Genomic DNA, 21940 nt, shown 5'->3' with positions numbered 1-21940 from the left:
ATGCACTTAGACCTGCCCGAAAAACGATACTACAGCATAGGCGAGCTTGCTAAGGCGTTTGATGTAAACGCTTCCCTTATACGCTTTTGGGATAAGGAGTTTGACATCCTTAAGCCTAAAAAGAATGCTAAGGGTAACCGCATGTTTACACCCGACGATGTAAAGAACCTGCAACTGATTTACCATCTTGTTAAAGAACGCGGCTTTACGCTCGACGGCGCAAGGGTGCATCTTAAAGAAGGCCAAAAGAAAACCATGGACACCTTCGAAATAATTCGTAAATTAGAGGCTATAAAAACACAACTGGTTAATATAAAAAATCAACTTTAAACTAAAACTAAAAATGAAAAAGTGGTTAATACCTGTAATAATTATTGTTGCTCTGGTTATAATTGGCTTTATATGGTCAGTAAATATTAAAAATGGCGCCATTACCCAAAACCAGGCTGTGAGTGCCGCGTGGGGCGAGGTACAGGCAGATTATCAGCGCAGGAACGACCTTATAGGCAACCTGGTAAAAACCGTGCAGGGTGCCGCTGATTTTGAAAAAAGCACGCTTACCGCAGTTGTTGAGGCGCGTGCCAAGGCCACGTCAGTAACTATAGACCCGTCTAATATCACCCCGGAACAGCTTGACGAATTTAACAAAGCGCAAAGTGGCGTTAGCTCATCATTATCCAGGCTATTGGTAAGCGTAGAGAACTATCCGAACCTCAAGGCAAACGAGAACTTCCTGAAGCTACAGGACGAGCTCGCCAGTACCGAAAATGAGATACGCACGGCAAGGGTACGCTTTAACGAGGCGGTGCAGAGTTATAACAACTATGTGCTGAGATTTCCCAACTCAATGTTCCTGGGCGGCTATAAAGAGAAACCTTATTTTAACTCGGTTGAAGGCGCTGATAAACCTGTAGATGTAGAATTTAATTTCGATAAGAAGTAATGGCAACGGCTACTGATTTTTTTACCCCTGATGAGGAAGCGGCAGTTATAGAAGCCATTCGCCAGGCCGAAAAAAACACCAGCGGTGAAGTACGCGTACATATAGAAAATACATCAGAAAAACCTCCGCTCGAAAGGGCACAGGAGGTTTTTGGTTTTTTAGGCATGAATGCTACCGCTGACCGGAATGGTGTGCTTTTTTATGTGGGTATTGAAAACCATTCGTTTGCCATACTGGGCGATGAAGGAATTGATAAAGTAGTAGAACCTGACTTTTGGGACAGTACTAAAGATATAGTTATAGAGGAATTTAAGCAAGGCCGTTTTGCCGAGGGTCTTGTGAAAGGAGTTTTGCTGGCGGGTGAACGGTTAAAAATTTATTTCCCTTATGATAAAAATGATATTAATGAATTGCCCGACACCATATCTAAAGGATAAATGAAAGCAAAATATACGTTCAGCCTTATAATTGTCATGCTTTTATTAGTGCCATTACAGGGTTTTGCCCAATTTAAAATTCCGGATAAGCCGCGTTTGCAAACCAGCGTTTATGATAATGCAAACCTGCTTTCGGCAACTGATGAAGCTGCGTTAAAAGAAAAACTGGTGCAGTATAGCGACTCTACTTCTACCCAGATAGTGGTCGCTACTGTAGATAACCTTAATGGTGAAAGCGCTTCACGCGTAGCACCTGACTGGGCACAGCAATGGGGTATAGGCCAGGCTAAGGAAGATAACGGCATTTTTATACTGGTAAGCCGTGATGACCGCGATATGTACATTGCCACCGGCTACGGGGTGCAGGGCAGGCTGCCTGCAGGTACTGTGGGTACTATTATAAGGCGCTATATAACACCTGAGTTTAAAACCGGAGATTATTATACCGGCCTCGATAAAGGCACCGATGCTATTTTCCTTGCACTAAACGGTAAGTTTAAAGAAGAGCGTGTAACGAAGGACCATGATGGCGGTATGGCAGGCCTGCTACCATTTATTATATTTATTATAATACTGGTTGTAGTGTTTTTAGGGCGCGGCACGCGCGGGGGCAACAACCGTGGCGGTGGTGGCGGTTCCGGGCTTTTAGGTGCGCTTATATTAAGTAGCCTTGGCAGCAGCCGTGGAAGTAGTGGTGGCAGCTGGGGTGGCGGAAGCTCTGGTGGTGGTGGCTTTAGCGGTGGCTTCGGCGGCGGCGGTTTTAGTGGCGGCGGTGCCGGGGGAAGCTGGTAAAGAAATATTTTTATGGAAATTATACTGAAAAAAACCGATTCATCTGATGCTGATTTTATAGCACTTGTAAAATTACTTGATGCCGACCTGGCCCTACGCGATGGTGATGAGCATGCTTTTTACGACCAGTTTAACAAGGTAACTGCCATAAAGCATGTAATAGTAGCCTATAACGATGGCACACCCGTAGGCTGCGGCGCCATAAAGCACTTAGCGGACGATGCCATGGAAGTAAAGCGCATGTATGTGCTTGAAGGCTACAGGGGCAGGGGTATAGCGGTTGAAATTCTGACCGCATTAGAACACTGGGCGGCCGAACTGGGCTACTCCAGATGCCTGCTCGAAACCGGGCTAAAGCAGCCCGAAGCTATTTCCCTCTATAAAAAATCAGGCTATAGCATTATACCAAATTACGGGCAATACGCAGGTGTGGAAAATAGTGTGTGCTTTGAGAAGGTGTTCTTGTAGTTATGTTTCACAATGGGTTTACAAAGTGGAATAAGAATGTGAAAATTCAACCACATTTATAAAAACAATAAAAACCGCAGCTCTCACTGCGGTTTCTTATTATTATTTCTGGCGGAAATAAATATCTATAGGTACACCCTGTAGGTTATAAATTTCGCGCATCTTATTTTCAAGGAAACGTTTGTAAGGCTCCTTAACATACTGTGGCATATTACAGAAAAATACAAACTGCGGGGTAGGGGTAGGCAGCTGCATACAGAATTTAATCTTTACATACTTGCCTTTAAGTGCCGGTGGCGGCATGGCCTCTATAATAGGCAGCATGGTTTCATTAAGCTTGCTGGTGGCTATGCGTTGCTTGCGGTTTTCAAACACCTCTACGGCAGTTTCAAGTGCTTTAAGCAAACGCTGTTTTGTAATGGCCGATACAAACAGTATGGGCACATCGGTAAACGGTTGCAGTTCTTCGCGAATCTTAACCTCGTAATCGCGGGTACTCATAGTGTCTTTTTCTACAAGGTCCCATTTGTTTACCAGTATCACCACACCTTTGCGGTTTTTCTCGGCCAGCCAGAAGATGCTCTGGTCCTGTCCTTCAAAACCACGGGTAGCGTCGATAACCAGTATACATATATCACTATGCTCTATGGCACGTACTGAGCGCATTACACTATAAAATTCAAGGTCTTCCTTCACCTTTGCCTTACGGCGGATGCCTGCGGTATCGACAAGGTTGAACTTGAATCCAAAACGGTTGTAGGTAGTATCTATGGCATCTCGAGTGGTGCCGGCAATATCGGTAACCACAAAACGGTCTTCGCCAATAAGCGCGTTTATAAACGATGATTTACCCGCATTAGGGCGTCCCACTACGGCAAAGCGTGGCAGCGCCACTTCATTTTCATCCGGGGCTACAGCCTCCGGGAGCAGGTCAACCAAGGCATCAAGCAGTTCACCCGTACCGCTTCCGCTCATACCGGCAATGGTATAGTATTCGCCAAGGCCCAGGTTATAAAACTCAACCGCGTCTTTTTCACGCATGGAGTTGTCAACTTTATTAACCGCTACAAGCACCGGTTTAGTCACCTTGCGCAGCAGCTTAGCCACTTCCGCATCCATGGGCGTAATGCCTTCCTCAACATCCACAAGAAACACAATAACATCGGCCTCATCAATGGCCAGTTCTACCTGGCGGCGTATTTCGGCCTCAAAAACGTCGTCACTACCTTTTATATATCCCCCGGTATCAATTACCGAAAACTCTTTTCCGTTCCATTCACTTTTTCCATAGTTGCGGTCGCGCGTTACCCCACTAACGGAGTCAACAATTGCTTCCCGGCGCTGTATGAGGCGGTTAAAAAAAGTAGACTTCCCTACATTAGGCCTTCCCACTATGGCTACGATATTATTCATTTCCTGAAATTTAAGGGTGCAAAGATAGCTTTTTTAGTTGGGAGTGGGGCATACAGAATTTAGAGATTTTAAAAAACCTTGCCCTCTTATGCTGTATAGGCCTCGAGCCATTCAATTAGTTCGTGTAAATAGGATTCTATAATCGCCCAGACAATTTCTGTATCAATGCCAAAATATTCATGTACAATACGATTGCGAAACCCGCGTATCCTGTTCCACTCAATTTCAGGGTTTTCTAACCTGAAGTCTTCTGGTATGCGGTTTGCGGCTTCGCCTATGATTTCAAAATTGCGGATAACAGCGTCAATGCTTTTGTCGTCTTCAGCAAATGATTTATAATCAAGGCCCTGGGTATATTTCCTGATTTTATATGCAGATTGCAGCATATCATCTAACAGTAATGTAACATTCCGTTTAGACATAAATTAAATCGGTACTGATGGCATCAAGATATTTTCCTTTTATAGCATTTTTAGAAACCAGGTCTACTTTTGTACCTGTAATTACTTCTATTTCTTCTGCCAGGTCTATAAAACGGATTCCTATTTTGCCGGAAAACTCAATCAGCACATCTAAGTCGCTGTCTGTTTTTTGCTCATTACGCGAATATGAGCCAAAGATAGCAAGCGATTTTATAGGGTATTCCCTGAATAATCGCTGCTTATGGCTCACTAAAACCGATTGAATTTCCTGTAACGTATTCATATCCAAAGCTACAAAAAGATAATTAATAATCAAAAATCTGAAATTACTTATTGTTATACCCGAACCTCCTCAACTGATAGTTGTTGCTGCGCCAGTCCTTGTTCACCTTAACAAACATCTCAATATGAATTTGCTTGCCAAAGAACTTCTCAAGGTCTTCACGGGCCTGTATGCCCACTTTTTTAAGTGCGCTGCCTTTATGGCCTATAATAATGCCTTTCTGGGTATCACGCTCTACCATAATTACCGCACGTATGCGGATGATGTTATCATCTTCAATAAACTCTTCCGTTTCTATCTCTACGGCATAAGGGATTTCCTTATCGTAGTTCAACAGTATTTTTTCCCGAATGGTTTCATTTACAAAAAAGCGCTCTGGTTTATCGGTAAGCGCGTCTTTAGGGTAATAGGGCGGCGATTCGGGCAGGATTTCGAGTATGCGGTTAAACACATTCTGCACGTTAAAGTTCTTAAGCGCGCTTATGGGATATATTTCGGCATTTGGCACTTTTTCCTGCCAGTGCTGCACCTGTGCTTCCAGCTGTTCCTGGGTGGATGTGTCTATCTTATTTAGCAGCAGTAATACCGGGATTTTAGTGTGTACAATTTTATTAAAAAATGCCTCATCTTTAAGCTCTTTTTCGCCTATTTCTACCATGTAAATAAGGATGTCGGCATCTTCAAAGGCGGTTTTTACAAAATCCATCATACTGCTTTGCAACTGATACGCCGGCTTAATGATGCCGGGCGTGTCGCTGAGCACTACCTGAAAATCATCGCCGTTTACAATGCCCAGTATGCGGTGCCTGGTGGTTTGCGCCTTACTGGTAATGATGGAAAGGCGTTCGCCCACAAATGCGTTCATCAGGGTGCTTTTACCCACATTAGGGTTGCCTATTATGTTTACAAAGCCTGCTTTATGTGCCATAGTATGTGCTGAATAAAAAAGGCCATTAGTTAAAATGGCCTTTTGTGATGTTATGCTGCAAAGGTATTACTATTATCGGTTATGGCAATACAGTATTTTTATGGAGTGTTATATGCCAAAACACTCATTGGCCCTTAACGCTTTTTCAAGCGGTGCCATATCTTTTAGCAACACCGGGTTAAGGAAGGCTGAAGTGTGCCGCTCGTGGTGTGTGTCGCTGCCGGTATAGTCTATCATGCCGTCATTTAGCAACTTCTCTGCAATTTCTGCCACATGCTTGCCATAATATCCGGTTACCGAAAGCAGGTTGAGCTGAAACTTGCAGCCCGCTTTTTTTAGCTTGTCATACTCCTGGGTGTTGCGGTGATAAAACAGGTAGCGCTCCGGGTGTGCCAGTAGGGGCTGGTAGCCCTCCATCTGGAGTTCAAAAATTATTTCATACAGTTGCAATGGGGCATTAAGGTAACTCATTTCTACCAGCACCATCTTGTCTTTTAGGGTAAGCAGCGGCTCGGTTTTTATCTTTTTTAAAAAAACATCATCCATCAGGTATTCGGCCGCGGCCTTAAACGGGTGCCCAATACCCTGGGTTTTTAAAAACTCCTGCGTTGTTTTTTCTACTGTGCGTATGCCTTCAGTTGTGTTGTTCCATACACCGGTAAGCACGTGCGGGGTAGTGATGAACTGCCCGAAACCATAATCGCGCAGCGTATTGATAAGGCTAAGCGAATTTGCCTGGTCGGCAGCGCCGTCGTCAATGCCCGGCAGCAGGTGCGAATGTATGTCTACATAGCCCTGGGGAATAAGGCTGGCAAGGGTGGTTTTAGGCTTCTTTTTAAAAAACAGCAAGGCGACAGATATTTAATTTTAACAAAAATAGCGAAACAATTTTGCTTTACGCGTGCTTTTTGGTTTTAATATGTGAGTTTTGCCATCCCTTTCCTTTTAGCGGTATGGCCTGGCGAACGAGCATTACGGCTACCACCGCTATAAGGGGCAGCATAATAAACAGGTGTGGCTTATTAAGCATAAACAGTACATACAGTACCATAATGCCCAGCAGTACATAACTCAGTTTTCGTTCTGCCACAGCATTGCGTTTAAGGCTAAAGTACAGCATCAATAAAAACAGTGGGTTAATAAGCAGCGCGTTGTAGTTTTGCGTTACCTCCGTATGAAAGGAATAAAGGCCTACAAAGCAAAAGAAAACACCCAGCAGGCCAAAAACGGTGTAAAGTACCCTCCTGACAATTATATTGCTACTGAATATCATAAGCAGAAGGCATATAAAGGCGCAGGTGTAGTAATTGTTTAACCACGATTTTCCTGCCACAAAATTGCCTTTTACAACAGCCTGCGCGGGTTGTGCCAGCGGTGTGCCGTCGGCTAATTTAGTATTGTCTATGCCCTGCATCAAATGCACCGGCAGGAAAAGGTTATGCAGCTCTGTATCGGTTTTATACCCAAAGATAAGGCTGATACCCAGGTTCTCATAAAAGCTGTTGTCCAGCCTTTCAATCACTATCTTTCGGTAGCTTTTTCCCGAATCTTCATTTTTTTGTGAAATGGTTACCGGAAGGTTTTTTTGCAGTACGTCACCCACCATGGTGGTACAATTGCGGTGAAAATACTTATAGGTGTAAAAACGGTCTTCAGAAATGAGCGTTGCGGCAAGTTCGTTTGCAATGTTTTGTTTTTGGGCTTGTGTAAGGTTTAGTTTTTGCTCAAAAACATCGCGGCCATAATATTGGTAGGCAGATACAAAATCGGTGTAACTGCTTGCCGATACAAAGTATTTAAGGTCGCCTTTTACAAATTTCAGGTAAAAATTTGGGGTGCTAAAGTCAAATGTGCCATAGTTGTACACTATGTCTGTAAGTGTGGCAGGGTCATACACCCGGATGGCGGTATGGCCAAAGACAGAGTACAGTTCGTCACCGGGGCCGCAGGTTAATAATGAAATGGATGATTGCCCGCTAAGGGGCGTTTGCGTTCGGGCATATTGCGGCAGGGCCAGCAATAAAACAATCGCCAACAATCGTAACAGGGGAAGGATACGCATGTTTTTGGTTTAAGGATTTTTAGTGCCTAAAGATACCCAAATCTACTTTAAGAGAAAAAATATTTGAATATAATGCTGCACTTTGGTCGCCAATGTCGGTAAGGGCGTAGTCTACCTGCACACCGCGGTACTTAAAACCCACGCCTATATTGGGTTGGAAGGTAACCTTCTGTGTATTATCCAGCTGCATCTCGTTCTGGAAATTTCCCGCGCCCGCCCGGATGAACACCATATCGATATAGCCAAACTCTAAACCCACGGCCGGGTCAATGCTTACAAAGTCGAGGTTAACAATGTCGTTTGTTTTGGCAAACTGCATATTAAGGTTTACCGCTGCCATAAGGCTGTAATCATTATGGAACATAAATTTTTTAGAAGTACCCAGCTGCGCCTTTGGCAATGTTATCTCGGTAGTTTCGGGCAGTTCCTGGTTCTGGCCGGCTACCGCGCCGCTTATGGTGTTAAATTCTTCTTCGTCTATGGCCCAAACATTATAGGTAGTGGTAATATCGCGCAGCATAAAGCCCAGCTTCCATTCGTTTTTGGTTTCATACTGCATGCCAAAATCAAACCCAAAACCCCACGAGTTGGCAAACTTACCAATGATACGGCGAATTACTTTGGCATTGACACCATACGTAAAGCCGTCTAACGGAGCCTTGCGTGCGTAGCTTAGGGTAAATCCATAATCGGCAGTAGAAAAAAGGGAAATGCGGTTGTAGTCGATATTGCCCTGGTCGTCTATAAGCTGTGTGGTATTAAGGATGTCATCTACCCCAAAGCGGATAACCGATACACCAAGGACGCTGCGGTCGTCTATAGGCATGGCAAAGGCGGCATAGTCATACTGGGCAATATTGGCAAAATAACTGGCGTGCATCAGCGCAAGCTGCTTGTCCTCTACACCCATAAGGCCCGCCGGGTTCCAGTAGCCTGAATTTACATCACCTGTGCTTGAAGTTACAGCATTACTCATACCTAAAGCGGCGGCATCTACCCCTATACTCATAAACTCATTGGAGTATTTCCGGGTAGTTTGCGCGGTGGCTACAAGGCCTGTAAGTAAAAGTATGGCGGTAAATAATTTTCCCAACACGGTAATTTTGTGCAAATATGATATAAAAATCTCAATTACTAAACTCCGTTTCTATTAACTTTATTGTATTACCTTTGCCGATAAAAGTTAACCGCTATGTCTGTAAAAAAGCATATCCCTAATATCATTACACTTTTAAACCTCACCTCGGGGCTTATCGCCCTTGATTATGCATATAATGCTAACCTTGGCATGGCCTTCTTTTGGGTGTGCATGGGCATATTTTTCGACTTTTGGGACGGCTTTGCCGCCCGAGCGCTTAAGGTGCAAAGCCCTTTAGGGCTACAGCTCGACTCGCTTGCTGATATGGTAACCAGCGGCGTAGTGCCCGGCGTAGCCATGTTTAAGATGATAGAAAACATTATAATGGATGACAATGCCGGCCTTACCTGGGATTCCGGCTATATAGTGCTGCTGCCGTTCTTAGGTTTTGTTATTACCCTTGGCGCGGCTTACAGGCTTGCCAAATTTAACGTGGATACGCGCCAGACCGACTCGTTCATTGGCCTGCCCACACCGGCTAACGCGCTCTTTATTATGAGCCTGCCCATAATTGCCTATAATGATACCTATCCGTTTTTGGCGCCAATTTTTAGTAACCCTTTTATCCTGATAGGGATTTGCCTGGTAAGTGCTTTTGTTATGAATGCCGAAATTCCGCTTTTCTCATTAAAAATTAAGTACCTGAACTGGGAAACCAATAAGTTGCAGTTCACTTTCCTTATACTGAGCATACTGTTGCTGTTTGCGCTGCAATATATAGCCATACCGCTTATCATAATGCTGTATGTTATTTTATCGGTAGTGAACAACAAACTCTGGGCTAAAACAGCCTAAACCTTTGCATGGCTGCCCCGAAACGTACTGTGCCGCCTAAGGCTAAAGCGCCCATAAAGGCTGTACGTAAGCCTGCAGCTAAAAAGAAAACTACATCATCTGCTACTACGCCTTTTAAGATATTGCGGTGGTCGCTCCTGTTGCTGTTTCTGTCTTTTATAGTAGCGGGCATATACCACTACCGTCACGGGGTACTATATTACCTGGGCTTTAAGAGCAGCAAGCGCATTGATGTAATTACCAAAGACGAAAAGAAAATAGGCGACCTGCGTATTTACGAAATTGTGAGCCGCCATAAGGACCGTGTTTTTGGGTTTGATATTTCGCATTACCAGGGCAGCATCAACTGGGACAGCATTGAGCGTACTAAAGGCGACATTCCGCTCGATTTTGTTTTTATCCGCGCCACCGCCGGGGTAGACGGTGCCGACACCGAGTACAAACGCAACTGGAAACAGTCTAAAAAAGCAGGCTTTATACGTGGAGCCTACCATTATTACCGCCCCGACGAAAACTCGATTAAACAGGCAGATAATTTTATAAAAACGGTAAAACTTGGCAAAGGCGACCTGCCCCCGGTTTTAGATATAGAAAAAGTAAGCGGGGTGCAAAGCATTGACAGCCTTAAAAGCGGGCTGCGCAAATGGCTCGTAAAAGTTGAGGGCCATTATGGTGTGAAGCCAATCATCTATAGTGGTGAAAGCTATTATACCGATTTTTTAAAGGAAGAATTTACAGAATACAACCTTTGGATAGCCAACTATAGCTTTTTTGAAGAAGAGATACGCAAGGAATGGCTCTTCTGGCAGTTTACCGATAAAGGTGCTGTTAAGGGTATTGATGGTACCGTGGATGTTAATATCTATAACGGCAACCTTGATGGGTTGAAAAAGCTGCAAATTCAATAATATAGCAATTTTTTTATATTTCAATGTACCAATTGCTCACTCATTCCCGATAATCGGACTGTCGAAAAATCCAACAATCTGTTTGCCTAAAATATCTTAAATATACAGCCGACTTCGACATGCTCAGCCTGACTGTATATTTAAGATATTTTTGCCTGAAATTAAAGTAAGTAATAGTCACACTGAGCCTGTCGAAGTGCGGCTATTACTTACTTTAATTCGTTATATATTAAGCTAATCTATGTTTGAACAGTCTAAAATACTGATATGCTTAAATTCTAATATACTGGGCAGTCCATACAATCTAAAATACCAAAATTCTAATATATTAACCAATACATTTCAAAGCACACTTCTCCCCATCAATAGCAGCTGAAATAATACCACCTGCATAACCGGCGCCTTCTCCGCAGGGGTAGAGGCCTTTTATTTGTAGATGCTCTAAGGTCTCGTTATCACGTGGTATACGCACGGGCGATGAGGTGCGCGATTCAGGCGCGTGCAGTATGGCCTCGTTAGTCAGGTAGCCTCGCATCGATTTGCCAAATTCCATAAACCCTTCACGCAGTGTTTGCGTAAGGAAGCCCGGGAATACCTGCCCCAGTTCAACCGGCGTAGTACCGGGAACGTATGAGGTTTTAGGGATATCTGCTGAAAGCTTGCTTTGGGTAAAGTCGACCATGCGCTGGGCGGGCACACGCTGGGTTTCACCGGCGAGGTGCCATGCCTTTTGCTCTATCGCCTTTTGGAATTCCATTCCTGCCAGGGCGCCAAATTTTGCAAATGGGGCAAAATCCTCCAGCTTTAGTTCGACCACTATGCCGGAATTTGCCGTGTCCTGGTCGCGCTTGCTGGGGCTCCACCCATTAGTAACCACCTCGCCGGGGCTGGTGGCACATGGGGCAATAACCCCACCGGGACACATACAGAACGAGTACATGCCGCGCCCGCCCACCTGTTTTACAATAGCATAGGGGGCAGGGGGCAGGTAGTCGCCACGGCCTGAGTTAAAATCGCAGCTGTATTGTATGCTGTCTATGAGCGCTTGCGGATGCTCGGCACGAACGCCCAGGGCAAACGGCTTGGCCTCTATAAATATCTTTTTACGGTCGAGCAATTCAAAAATATCACGGGCAGAGTGGCCGGTAGCCAGTATAATCTTGTCGGCTTTTATGGTATCGCCCTTTTGGGTAACCACCCCGGTTACGGCACTGCTTTTAATGAGGATATCGGTAACACGGGTTTCAAAAAGCACCTGCCCGCCAAATTCGATTATCTTTTCGCGCATGGCCTTGATTATCTTCGGGAGCTTGTTGGTACCTATGTGCGGATGGGCTTCCACCAATATTTCGGGCGAAGCGCCAAAGGCCACAAAAAGTTGGAGTATGCGGTCTACATCGCCGCGCTTTTTAGAGCGGGTGTAGAGCTTGCCGTCGCTATAGGTACCGGCACCGCCTTCGCCATAGCAATAGTTAGAATCTTCGTCAACTATATGGTCGCGGTTTATGGCCTTAAGGTCGCGGCGGCGTTCCTGCACATCCTTACCGCGCTCTAACACTATGGGTTTTAAGCCAAGCTCAATTAACTGTAATGCACCAAATAATCCTGCAGGCCCGGCGCCAATAATAATTACCTCTTTGGCATTACTCACGTCCTTATATTCTGGCAAGGGTATCGTGGTTTCGTGGTACTCTTCATTAAGGTATACTTGTAGCTTAAGGTTGACCTTAATGGCTTTCTGGCGCGCGTCGATACTGCGCTTAAGTATTGCAATGTGCTTTATGTCGGCAGGGTTAACGCTAAGCTGCTTCGCCACGTGCGAAATGAGCATCGGCATTTGCGCCGCTACTTCGGGCGCTACCTGTAATGAGAGTTCTTTCGGCATGGGGCAAAAGTACTGTTTTTTGTTGCAAGTTTAAAGTTGTTTCAAGTCCGATGTCGGATGTCCGAAGTCCGATACACAATCTACATCCGAGTGAAGCTGCTCTCCTCTCTTTCGGAGAGGGGCTGGGGGTGAGGCCTCTGCCAACTGCGACTGACCACTGAACACTACTCCCCCTTCGGGGGCCGGGGGGCTTCCTCAAACGCGTGCAGTGCAAAACTCGCCAGCCAGTGTTCACCCTCATAATTGCCGTCGACCACAGCGGGGAGGGAATAGTTAAGGTGTGTATCAGCCAGGGCGTTCAGGTGGCCCAGCTGTTTGGGGAACTGTTTTGCCAGGTGGTAAAAGTTCCACGCACGGCTAAAGTTAAGGCCGTCAAGGTGCACGAGTAGGCCATCGGTACGGTCAGACACCTTTCCGGGTTCCCAGTTGTAATTTTTATCGAACAGCTTCGGGGCAAAATCCTTCAGCCATTTCATAAATTCTTTTTCGGGCATAATACGCTGCATAATCCCTATCTCCTCCATACAGGGTGAAAGGAAATCAGTTCCGCTGGGTTCCCAGTCAAAAGGCCCATTTTTATCTTCCTTAAAAAGGCGCAATGCATTTTCGCGGATGCTGTTTTGCAGTGCGGTGTTTTTGGAATGCACGGCATAATCCCACGCAAAAGATAATCCGAAAGCCGTATTAGAATGCGTACCCACGCGTAACGGGTAGTTCAGTTTAGGCAGGAATTCGATATAGCGTTCGGCTACAAGCTGTGTAAGCGGCAGCAGGTTTTGCGACAGTTTTTTAGCAAAAGGCGCATCATAGGTGTCAAGTTCGTGCTGCAACTTGAGAAGCCATGCCCAGCCGTAGGTGCGCTCAAAAGATTTTTCGTGCTTCTTGGTCAGGTAGGCTACTTCCTGGGCAATGTTCTCTTTGCTGAGGTTGGTGTTCAGTTTGGTTATTATCTCCTCGCGTCCTTCTAAATTAGGGAAATGCTTTAGCAGATATACCAGGCTCCAGTGGCCATGCACTGATGAATGCCAGTCAAAACAGCCGTAAAAGGCAGGGTGCAGGGTTTTTGGGTTGGCAATCTCAGTACTGTCATTAAGCAGCTGGCCGAGCTTGTTTGGGTATTCCTGCTGCAGGCATTTTATGGGCAGTTTTGCCAGGCCGTTAGCGCGTTCTATAGTGAGTTGCTGCGCAAAGGTTAGGCTGGTAGCAAACAGCAGGGCAGTGGTGAGGAGTTTCATTGTGTGGGTTTTTTCAAAAGTAAGAAAAATTCAATAGTATCTGGATTGTAGGTTGCGTTGTGCCTAAACTTTATAACTTTACAACATTAAACTTTACAACTACATGTCTCGACAAATAAAACTGATTTGGGATTTCCGTGGGCCGGATGGCGCGAAGATTGCCGAACACCACGAAAAGCACCTTAAGGAATTTATAGCCCTCGAAAAACTACCGTTGAATATTACCGGCTTCGATATCCTTACCGATATGCACGCCATTGCCTGGATGGTAGTAACCGATGAGCACATGATAGCCGTAAGGGATGCATTAAAGCCGCATAGGGGGGAGGTTTATGAAGCCCCCTACCCCCCAAAGGGGGAACTCCGCTGAACGCAAAAATCCCCTGCAAGTTTATTTACAGGAGATTTTTTATGGTTTACAAACTCCCCCTTTAGGGGCTTGGGGGGCTTTTAATTCGCTACTTCGCTTATAAATTTTATGCGCATAAGCCTTAGCTCTTCGGTGTCATAATCGCCGTCAAATTCTTTCAGGGCATCTTTAATAGAGTCTGATTCTGATTCCATATAATAGTCGTGGATTTCTTCCTGCTGCTCATCGTCCAGTATTTCGTCTACCCAGTACTTAATATTAAGCTTGGTGCCACTGTAAACTATCTGTTCCATTTCCTTCAGCAGGGATTCCATGTCCAGGCCTTTGGCTTTGGCTATGTCGTTAAGCGGCAGCTTGCGGTCAATGTTTTGTATGATGTACAGCTTTAGCGCCGAGTTAGCCCCCGTGGTTTTTACCACAAGGTCGTCCGGGCGTATGATGTCATTATCCTCAACGTAGCGGGCTATAAGGTCTACAAACTCTTTACCGTATTTTTTGGCCTTGCCTTCGCCCACGCCATGTACACTACCCAGCTCTTCTATGTTAACGGGGTATTTAAGCGCCATATCTTCCAGCGATGGGTCCTGGAACACCACAAACGGCGGTACACCCAGTTTTTTGGCTACTTTTTTACGCAGGTCTTTCAGCATGTTGGTAAGTACCTCGTCGGCCACATTGGTAGCTTTTGTGGCAGTAACCGTATTTTCGTCGTCGTTTTCGCTATACACATGGTCTTCCGTCATCATAAATGACGAAGGATTCTCTATAAACGCTTCACCTTTTTTGGTAAGCTTTAAGATACCGTAGGTTTCAATATCCTTATCCAGCAGGTCGGCCACCAGCACCTGGCGGATGAGCGCCATCCAGTGCTTTTCGTCAAAGTCTTTGCCTATGCCAAAGTAAGGCTGTGTATCAGTTTTGTGGGCTTTAATTACCGCATTTATCTTTCCGGTAAGGGCAAATATAATTTCTTTGCTTTTGTACATCTGCTTGGTGTCGCGCACTATTTTTAGCAGCGTTACCACCTGGTCCTGCGCCTCAATCTTCTTTTTAGGGTTGCGCACGTTGTCATCCATATCGGCACCGTCGCCGTTTTCCTCGTCAAATTCTTCACCAAAGTAGTGCAGCAAAAACTTGCGCCTGCTCATAGATGTTTCGGCATAGGCTACCACTTCCTGCAGTAGTGCAAAGCCTATTTCCTGCTCGGCTACGGGCTTGCCGCTCATAAATTTCTCAAGTTTTTCTATGTCCTTGTAGGCGTAATAGGCCAGGCAGTGGCCTTCGCCGCCATCGCGCCCCGCGCGCCCGGTTTCCTGGTAATAACTCTCCAGCGATTTAGGGATGTCGTGGTGTATCACAAAGCGCACGTCGGGCTTGTCTATACCCATGCCAAAGGCTATGGTAGCCACTACCACTTCTACGTCTTCCATCAGGAACATGTCCTGGTGGCGGGCGCGGGTTTTTGCATCAAGCCCTGCATGGTAGGGTACGGCGCTTATACCGTTTACCTGAAGTACCTGGGCTATTTCCTCAACCTTTTTACGGCTAAGGCAATAAATAACCCCGCTTTTGCCCTTGTGCTGGCGGATAAAGCGTATGATGTCGCCCTCTACCGTTTTTTGCTTCGGGCGTATTTCATAATACAGGTTTGGCCTGTTAAACGATGCTTTAAAGGTATTGGCATCGGGCATGTCAAGGTTTTTCAGTATGTCTTCCTGTACCTTTGGAGTTGCTGTGGCGGTAAGCCCTATAATGGGAATATCCCCCAGGTTGCGTATTATGGTGCGCAGGTTGCGGTACTCCGGCCTGAAGTCGTGCCCCCATTCACTTATACAATGGGCTTCGTCTATCGCTACAAAAGACAGCGGCACGGTTTGTAAAAACGCGGTATATTCTTCTTTGGTGAGCGATTCCGGGGCTACATAGAGCAGCTTGGTAATTCCTGAGGTTATGTCTTTTTTAACCTGGGCTATTTCGGTTTTGGTAAGGGATGAGTTAAGCACGTGCGCTATACCCGGGTCAGCCGAAAGTCCGCGGATGGCATCTACCTGGTTTTTCATTAGTGCGATAAGTGGCGACACCACTATGGCAGTGCCTTCAAGAACCAGTGCAGGCAGCTGGTAGCAAAGCGATTTGCCACCGCCTGTAGGCATGATTACAAAAGTGTTGTTGCCGTAAATAATACTGCGTACCACCTCTTCCTGCAGCCCCTTGAATTTGTTAAAACCAAAATATTTTTTTAACTCTTTATGTAAGTCAATTTCGGTCGATTTCATTATATCATTATAGTAATTTACATAAATTTGCAGAACTAAAGATACAAAAATCTTTAATAACAACAACTAATAAAACTTTTCATACGATTTGATTGATACTCAAGCCCTACTGGCAGTGGCCAAAAAGGCAATACTTTCTGAAAGTGAGAGCATTGCCGCCCTTGTAAATTATCTTGATGACGATTTTACTGACAGTGTTAACACCATTTATGAGGCGCAGGGGCGCACAATAATTACCGGAATAGGCAAGAGCGCGCTTATAGCGGCTAAAATTGTGGCAACCTTAAACAGCACCGGTACCCCCTCGATATTTTTACATGCCGGCGAGGCCATACATGGCGACCTGGGTATGGTGCAGCCGGGTGACGTGGTTATTTGTATCAGCAAGAGCGGCAACAGCCCCGAGATTAAGGCGCTTGTCCCCCTTTTAAAACGGGGCGGCAATGTACTGATAGGCATGACGGCCAATAAAAATTCTTTCCTTGGTAAACAATCCAACCTTGTGCTGCATGCGTATGTAGAACAGGAAGCCTGCCCGCTGAACCTGGCGCCCACAAACAGCACCACGGCACAGCTGGTACTGGGTGATGCCCTTGCGGTGTGCCTTATGGAGCTGCGCGGCTTTACGGCAGAAGATTTTGCAAAATACCACCCCGGTGGCGCATTGGGCAAAAAGCTGCTGCTGCATGTGGGCGATATGCTCGATGCCACACACAAGCCTATGGTACAACCGGGCGACAGCGTAAAAGTGGCGATACACGAAATATCGGCAAAAAGGCTGGGTGTTACAGCAGTGGTAGATAATGGCACTGTAACGGGTGTAATAACCGATGGCGACGTGAGGCGTATGCTTAACGACCGCGATAATATAGCCGGAATTACCGCGGCAGATGTAATGACAAGAAACCCTAAAACAATAACATCGGCACACATGGTGGTTGATGCCTTTAATATTATGGAAAACCATGCCATAACCCAGCTTGTGGTTATAGACAACGGCGAGTATAAAGGCATACTGCACCTGCACGATATTTTAAAAGAGGGGATAGTATAATAAACGTATGGGAGGCAAAAACAATAAAGGTATACTGCTTATCGTGCTTTGGCTCATAGCTATACCTTTTGCGTTTGCAAACCCTCCTGGCGATATAACCGACTTTAAAAAGGTTACACCATCTGTGCAATATAAAAGGGAAGGCAGTATTGAGTACTGCGTACTTCAGCATGGGCAGCTTTCTTTACAGGTAGCTGTGCATGATGATGTGTGCGATTTTACCTGCTGGGCTGTTATAAGGTTTGTAAACAATGGCAAGCCGATAAGCGAATGGGTTAGCGAGGGTATGGATGACCCGGAACACTACCTGCAATTTTATTACTCGGAATCTGCAAAATCATATTACATAGTTTGCGAACAGTATGTTGAGGAATGGGAAGCGTTTAACTTGTACTATGTTGCGGCAAACACGGTAACTGATGAAGGTTTTTTTGAAGCTGATAATGAAGGTGCTAATAAGTTTTATATTGGTTCTTGGCTGGATTCTGCCCGTATTACAAGCGTAAGCCGTAAAGGCAATACATCGCAACTGGCCTATGTTGACAGGGCGGGTAAAGAGTTACTGAAGTTTAATAAATATGTAAGCACTGAGCCTCTTACTGAATATGACACCTACATGGATCCGGTACTGAAGGTCAAAGCGCCCTTGTTTAACTGGAAAGATGGCTTTACACCCACGCTTAAGTATACCAAAACATTTGATATTGATAAAGATAATGAGCCTGAACTATATAAAATAGACTGGGCAACCCACAGTGTTACATATGGCGATGCTAATGCCATGGAAGTGCTTAAAACGGATTATCTTAAAGATAACATACGTTTTAAGGGCGATACCCTTATGGTTATGGTAGATTTGCCTGGTACATGGAATACCGATATTGATTCGAAAACCTTTTATTTTACCCTCTCAAAAAAGTATAATACCGCCATGCTCTGCAAGTACCGCCGTTATATATACCGCAGTAATGCTATTAATAATAAGGGTGAGATGACAGTAACCTGTAATTTTGGCGAAGATTATTTTTCGTATGATGAGGAGCGTATGGAGTCATTAGAGACTGCTTTCAGTATTCCTGAGGACTACAATTTTTGCCATTATTGTTACGGCTATGGGCGCAGGTATACCCTTAACGAACTGTACAAGCATCTTGCCAAAAAAGAAGAGCCCAATAGCTTTGAAAATTTATGCTCTGATTTGCCAGATAAGCGCGAAATAGAGCAATTGTTTGTTAATGAGCCGCTAACCGCAAAAAATGTACAAAAATATAACGACATAGCTTTTTACATCCTTGAGTTGCTCCCGTACAATCAGGAAAAAAAGGCTTCGCTAACAGATTCTGCTATATTTTTGCTGGATAACATTACAAAAAGCTTTCCTGACCGTACAGTGGCCTGGCTGAACCTGGCCGATGCCTACTGGGAGAATGACCGCGGACACTGGAAAACTGCAAAAAAACATTACAGCAAATACCTGGCGCTAATGCAAATACAGGGCAAGGATATGAACAAAGTACCGCAACGGGTGTACCAGCGGCTTAAACAGTAACAGGTTTTAAAAACTATTATGGCTAAAAATAAAAACAAAGGCGACGAAATGTCGTTTCTTGACCACCTTGAAGAACTTCGCTGGCTATTGGTACGCAGTTTTGTTGCTATACTAATAGGCGGTTGTGTGGCATTTGCGTGCAGTGGCTTTATTTTTGACAATATAATCTTTGCACCAAAAAAGTCGGACTTTATTACCTACCGGTTTTTTTGTGACCTTGCTAACAAGTATGACCTGGACAAGAGCTTTTGTGTTACCGAAATTCCTTTTGAGCTTATAAGCCGCGACATGGAGGGCCAGCTGAATACCGATATCTGGACGTCTATTACGGCAGGATTTATACTGGTTTTTCCATACATATTGTACCAGCTATGGCGTTTTATAAGCCCGGCATTGTATGAGAAAGAGCGCAAAATGGCCGTGTGGTTTATACTCACCACATCAGTACTTTTCTTTTTAGGGATATTGTTTGGGTATTTTCTTATTGTGCCATTGTCTATAAACTTCCTGGCCAATTACAGGATTAGCGACGTGGTAGAAAATAATATTGACGTAGAGTCCTACCTTAGCCTCGTAAAAACTACGGTTATAGCCTGTGGCCTTGTTTTTGAGATGCCCATTATAATATACTTCCTGGCTAAACTGGGGCTGGTATCGGCAGCTTTCCTAAGAAAATACAGGCGCTATGCTTTGGTTATCATACTTATCATTGCTGCTATTGTAACCCCGCCCGATGTTATAAGCCAAACCATAGTAACCATACCGCTGGTAATTTTATATGAAGCCAGTATACTCATAGCAGCCCGTATAGACCGTATAAGGGCTAAGGAACTAACAACAACATCATAATTATGGCAAACGTAGTAGAAGAATTTAACGGCTACCGCCAAAAGATGAACGAAAAGCTTTTGGCCGACAATAATAAGGTAATTAAGCGTATTTTTAACCTTGATACAAATGCGTATATGGAAGGGGCGCTAAGCGTACAGACTAAAGAGCTGCTGGGCCTGGTGGCCAGTGCCGTACTGCGCTGCGACGATTGTGTAAAATACCACCTGGAAACCTGCCATAAAGAAGGGCTGAATAAAGAACAGGTAATGGAAGCCCTAAGCATAGCGACCCTTGTGGGTGGTACTATAGTAATACCGCACCTGCGCAGGGCATACGAATTTTGGGAGGCGCTGGAAGAAAATACAGCCGGAAACTAAATAACCAACGATGAAATTAAGGGCAGAAAATTTAATAAAGACCTATAAGGGCCGTAGTGTGGTAAAAGGCATTTCGGTAGAGGTAAACCAGGGCGAAATTGTAGGGTTGCTGGGACCTAACGGTGCCGGTAAAACAACGTCGTTCTACATGATTGTGGGGCTTGTAAAGCCAAACAGTGGCAAGATATACCTTGACCAGATGGAAATTACCGATTTCCCTATGTATAAGCGTGCACAAAATGGCATAGGCTACCTGGCACAGGAGGCATCGGTTTTCCGTAAACTGAGTATTGAGGATAATATACTTAGCGTACTGCAGCTTACTAACCTGACTAAAAAGGAGCAGGAAGCTAAAATGGAATCGCTTATAGAGGAGTTTAGCCTGGAGCACATCCGCACTAACCGGGGCGATTTACTTTCGGGTGGCGAGCGCCGCCGTACCGAGATAGCCCGCGCACTGGCTACCGACCCTAAGTTTATCCTCCTGGATGAGCCCTTTGCCGGGGTAGACCCTGTAGCAGTAGAGGATATACAGCGGATTGTAGCCCAGCTAAAAGATAAAAATATAGGTATATTAATAACCGACCATAACGTACAGGAAACCCTTGCCATTACTGATAAGACCTACCTGATGTTTGAAGGAGGCATACTTAAGGCCGGTATACCGGAAGACCTTGCCAGCGACGAAATGGTGCGCAAGGTTTACCTGGGCCAAAACTTTGAACTCCGTAAAAAGAAGATTGACTTTCATAAACCCAAGCCGGGCAAGGAGGAAGAAAGTAGTAATAATGAGGCTACTATCAATAAAGACGACAGCGGGCTATAATCCCCTGTCATCTTTAGGTATGCGGCTGAATATTTCGTTGTTCTTTAGTAATTCGCGGTTAAATAGTTCAACCCCACGCTGGTTGAGGTGGTTGTTGTCAAAAAAATGGAGCGAGTCATTAAGGTCAACTCTCGTATTATAATCGTAGTACCTGCCCCACCTGTTAAAATAGACTTCAAAATCCTGCGTGTTAGAAAATGCATTGTAGGTGCTTTTTGGCACTGGAGCAAAAACCAGGGCATATTGTATCCCGCTTTTTTCTAATAAAGCTATACTTTTTTCAAAAGCAGCCATTTGTTTTTCATTAAAATGTATGGCATGTTTTCTGCGTGCAGGCATGTTCTTATAATACGTAAGCTTTTTTTCTACATAGCCACCGGGTATATAGGTATCTTCCGCTGCTAAGTCGGTATTAGTTTTTACATTTTTACCCCGTGTAATGTCGTGGTAATAACCGTAGGCAAGCGTGTTATATATTATAAGGTGATTTACATTTAACGCCATATTGTAAGTAAGCGAATCATTCATGTCATTAGATATCAGGTCGGCAGCGCCTTCAATACCCTTATCTCTAAATGTACCCGGATACACCTCATAAATAACAAATTTTGGATGTATTGTTTTTAGGTACCGCTGTAGCAGCACAAACGTTTGTAATGGTGTTTGCGAACTCGATCCAAGGTTAAATGCAGTATATCCGGCATTGCTAAATATCCTAACATCAAAACCGCGGTACGCGTGTGATGACCCAAGTATTAAGATGTCCGGTCCGGATGTGTTCCGGGCCTCGTCAAGCATCCGCGGCGTATTACTGTGGCCTCTTTTATATTTTAGGCTGGTATACACCCAGTAAGGTGCCGCATCTCCCCATATAAAAAGCAGCGGCAGGTACATTACCGCCATTAATACCGTAAAGCAAACAAGCGCGCGTATAAACTTTTTCATATA

At 44.9% G+C, this 21940-nt stretch carries 24 protein-coding genes; 13 read left to right on the top strand and 11 right to left on the bottom strand.

Annotation, left to right across the window (positions count from 1 at the left end):
- Genes ACLI09_RS13385 through ACLI09_RS13365 form a run of 5 tightly spaced genes read left to right on the top strand, consistent with a single transcriptional unit; the run spans window position 1 to window position 2640 of the window.
- Entirely contained in the window at window positions 1-330 is a 330-nt protein-coding gene (locus ACLI09_RS13385; RefSeq protein ID WP_411420133.1) for a MerR family transcriptional regulator, read from the top strand.
- 13 nt (window positions 331-343) lie between these two features.
- Entirely contained in the window at window positions 344-943 is a 600-nt protein-coding gene (locus ACLI09_RS13380; protein ID WP_411420132.1) for a LemA family protein, read from the top strand.
- Window positions 943-1380: a TPM domain-containing protein gene (locus ACLI09_RS13375; RefSeq protein WP_411420131.1), complete on the top strand. Its 438-nt coding sequence runs from the start codon at window positions 943-945 to the stop codon at window positions 1378-1380. Before ACLI09_RS13380 ends, ACLI09_RS13375 begins: the two co-directional genes overlap by 1 nt.
- Complete coding sequence (locus ACLI09_RS13370; RefSeq protein WP_411420130.1) at window positions 1381-2172, top strand: TPM domain-containing protein; 792 nt, start codon at window positions 1381-1383, stop codon at window positions 2170-2172.
- Between the two features lie 12 nt (window positions 2173-2184).
- Complete coding sequence (locus tag ACLI09_RS13365; RefSeq protein ID WP_411420129.1) at window positions 2185-2640, top strand: GNAT family N-acetyltransferase; 456 nt, start codon at window positions 2185-2187, stop codon at window positions 2638-2640.
- A gap of 102 nt (window positions 2641-2742) precedes the next feature.
- Here the strand turns inward: ACLI09_RS13365 and der are convergent, their stop codons facing one another.
- From der to ACLI09_RS13330, 7 genes are all read right to left on the bottom strand, one after another.
- The gene (gene der / locus ACLI09_RS13360) at window positions 2743-4053 is read right to left on the bottom strand and encodes a ribosome biogenesis GTPase Der (RefSeq protein ID WP_411420128.1); all 1311 of its coding nucleotides are present in this window, start codon (window positions 4051-4053) and stop codon (window positions 2743-2745) included.
- A gap of 86 nt (window positions 4054-4139) precedes the next feature.
- On the bottom strand, window positions 4140-4475 hold the full coding sequence (locus ACLI09_RS13355) for a DUF86 domain-containing protein (protein WP_411420127.1): 336 nt from the start codon (window positions 4473-4475) through the stop codon (window positions 4140-4142).
- Window positions 4468-4758 (bottom strand): nucleotidyltransferase family protein, encoded by a 291-nt coding sequence (locus tag ACLI09_RS13350; protein WP_411420126.1) that lies wholly within the window; start codon window positions 4756-4758, stop codon window positions 4468-4470. Before ACLI09_RS13350 ends, ACLI09_RS13355 begins: the two co-directional genes overlap by 8 nt.
- Before the next feature lie 43 nt (window positions 4759-4801).
- Window positions 4802-5686, bottom strand: coding sequence for a GTPase Era (gene era / locus ACLI09_RS13345; protein ID WP_411420125.1), 885 nt, complete (start codon window positions 5684-5686; stop codon window positions 4802-4804).
- A 108-nt stretch (window positions 5687-5794) separates the two neighbouring features.
- Window positions 5795-6535: a tyrosine-protein phosphatase gene (locus ACLI09_RS13340; protein WP_411420124.1), complete on the bottom strand. Its 741-nt coding sequence runs from the start codon at window positions 6533-6535 to the stop codon at window positions 5795-5797.
- A gap of 46 nt (window positions 6536-6581) precedes the next feature.
- The gene (locus tag ACLI09_RS13335) at window positions 6582-7748 is read right to left on the bottom strand and encodes a DUF4105 domain-containing protein (RefSeq protein ID WP_411420123.1); all 1167 of its coding nucleotides are present in this window, start codon (window positions 7746-7748) and stop codon (window positions 6582-6584) included.
- 19 nt (window positions 7749-7767) lie between these two features.
- Window positions 7768-8757, bottom strand: a complete 990-nt coding sequence (locus ACLI09_RS13330) for a PorV/PorQ family protein (RefSeq protein WP_411420141.1) — start codon at window positions 8755-8757, stop codon at window positions 7768-7770.
- A 183-nt stretch (window positions 8758-8940) separates the two neighbouring features.
- Between ACLI09_RS13330 and ACLI09_RS13325 the strand changes: the two genes are divergently transcribed.
- Window positions 8941-9681, top strand: a complete 741-nt coding sequence (locus tag ACLI09_RS13325; protein ID WP_411420122.1) for a CDP-alcohol phosphatidyltransferase family protein — start codon at window positions 8941-8943, stop codon at window positions 9679-9681.
- A gap of 8 nt (window positions 9682-9689) precedes the next feature.
- A complete protein-coding gene (locus ACLI09_RS13320) occupies window positions 9690-10589 on the top strand; it encodes a glycoside hydrolase family 25 protein (protein ID WP_411420121.1) in 900 nt (299 codons plus the stop codon).
- Window positions 10590-10917: 328 nt separating this feature from the next.
- Here the strand turns inward: ACLI09_RS13320 and ACLI09_RS13315 are convergent, their stop codons facing one another.
- Window positions 10918-12474 carry an NAD(P)/FAD-dependent oxidoreductase gene (locus tag ACLI09_RS13315; RefSeq protein ID WP_411420120.1) on the bottom strand — a complete coding sequence of 519 codons (1557 nt, stop codon included), beginning with the start codon at window positions 12472-12474 and terminating at the stop codon, window positions 10918-10920.
- Between the two features lie 164 nt (window positions 12475-12638).
- Entirely contained in the window at window positions 12639-13709 is a 1071-nt protein-coding gene (locus ACLI09_RS13310) for a DUF2891 domain-containing protein (protein WP_411420119.1), read from the bottom strand.
- 103 nt (window positions 13710-13812) lie between these two features.
- On the opposite strand from ACLI09_RS13310, the gene ACLI09_RS13305 reads away from it, so the two are divergent.
- Window positions 13813-14079, top strand: a complete 267-nt coding sequence (locus ACLI09_RS13305; protein WP_411420118.1) for a hypothetical protein — start codon at window positions 13813-13815, stop codon at window positions 14077-14079.
- An 80-nt stretch (window positions 14080-14159) separates the two neighbouring features.
- On the opposite strand, the gene recQ is transcribed toward ACLI09_RS13305, so the two are convergent.
- The gene (recQ, locus tag ACLI09_RS13300; protein WP_411420117.1) at window positions 14160-16355 is read right to left on the bottom strand and encodes a DNA helicase RecQ; all 2196 of its coding nucleotides are present in this window, start codon (window positions 16353-16355) and stop codon (window positions 14160-14162) included.
- A gap of 88 nt (window positions 16356-16443) precedes the next feature.
- Here recQ and ACLI09_RS13295 point away from each other — a divergent pair, with 88 nt between their 5' ends.
- From ACLI09_RS13295 to lptB, 5 genes are read left to right on the top strand one after another with little or no spacing between them, the layout of a single operon-like run.
- Window positions 16444-17409: an SIS domain-containing protein gene (locus ACLI09_RS13295; RefSeq protein WP_411420116.1), complete on the top strand. Its 966-nt coding sequence runs from the start codon at window positions 16444-16446 to the stop codon at window positions 17407-17409.
- A 7-nt stretch (window positions 17410-17416) separates the two neighbouring features.
- On the top strand, window positions 17417-18958 hold the full coding sequence (locus ACLI09_RS13290) for a hypothetical protein (protein WP_411420115.1): 1542 nt from the start codon (window positions 17417-17419) through the stop codon (window positions 18956-18958).
- An 18-nt stretch (window positions 18959-18976) separates the two neighbouring features.
- Window positions 18977-19807: a twin-arginine translocase subunit TatC gene (gene tatC, locus ACLI09_RS13285; RefSeq protein WP_411420114.1), complete on the top strand. Its 831-nt coding sequence runs from the start codon at window positions 18977-18979 to the stop codon at window positions 19805-19807.
- 2 nt (window positions 19808-19809) lie between these two features.
- Window positions 19810-20166 (top strand): carboxymuconolactone decarboxylase family protein, encoded by a 357-nt coding sequence (locus ACLI09_RS13280; RefSeq protein ID WP_411420113.1) that lies wholly within the window; start codon window positions 19810-19812, stop codon window positions 20164-20166.
- Between the two features lie 10 nt (window positions 20167-20176).
- Entirely contained in the window at window positions 20177-20992 is an 816-nt protein-coding gene (gene lptB, locus ACLI09_RS13275) for an LPS export ABC transporter ATP-binding protein (protein WP_411420112.1), read from the top strand.
- Here the strand turns inward: lptB and ACLI09_RS13270 are convergent.
- The gene (locus ACLI09_RS13270; RefSeq protein WP_411420111.1) at window positions 20987-21937 is read right to left on the bottom strand and encodes a hypothetical protein; all 951 of its coding nucleotides are present in this window, start codon (window positions 21935-21937) and stop codon (window positions 20987-20989) included. The genes lptB and ACLI09_RS13270 overlap by 6 nt on opposite strands.
- Window positions 21938-21940 lie beyond the last annotated feature (3 nt).

Source organism: Flavobacterium sp. RHBU_24, assembly GCF_046613695.1.
Classification (GTDB): Bacteria; Bacteroidota; Bacteroidia; order Flavobacteriales; family Flavobacteriaceae; genus Flavobacterium.
This window is presented reverse-complemented; position numbering and strand designations above follow the sequence as displayed.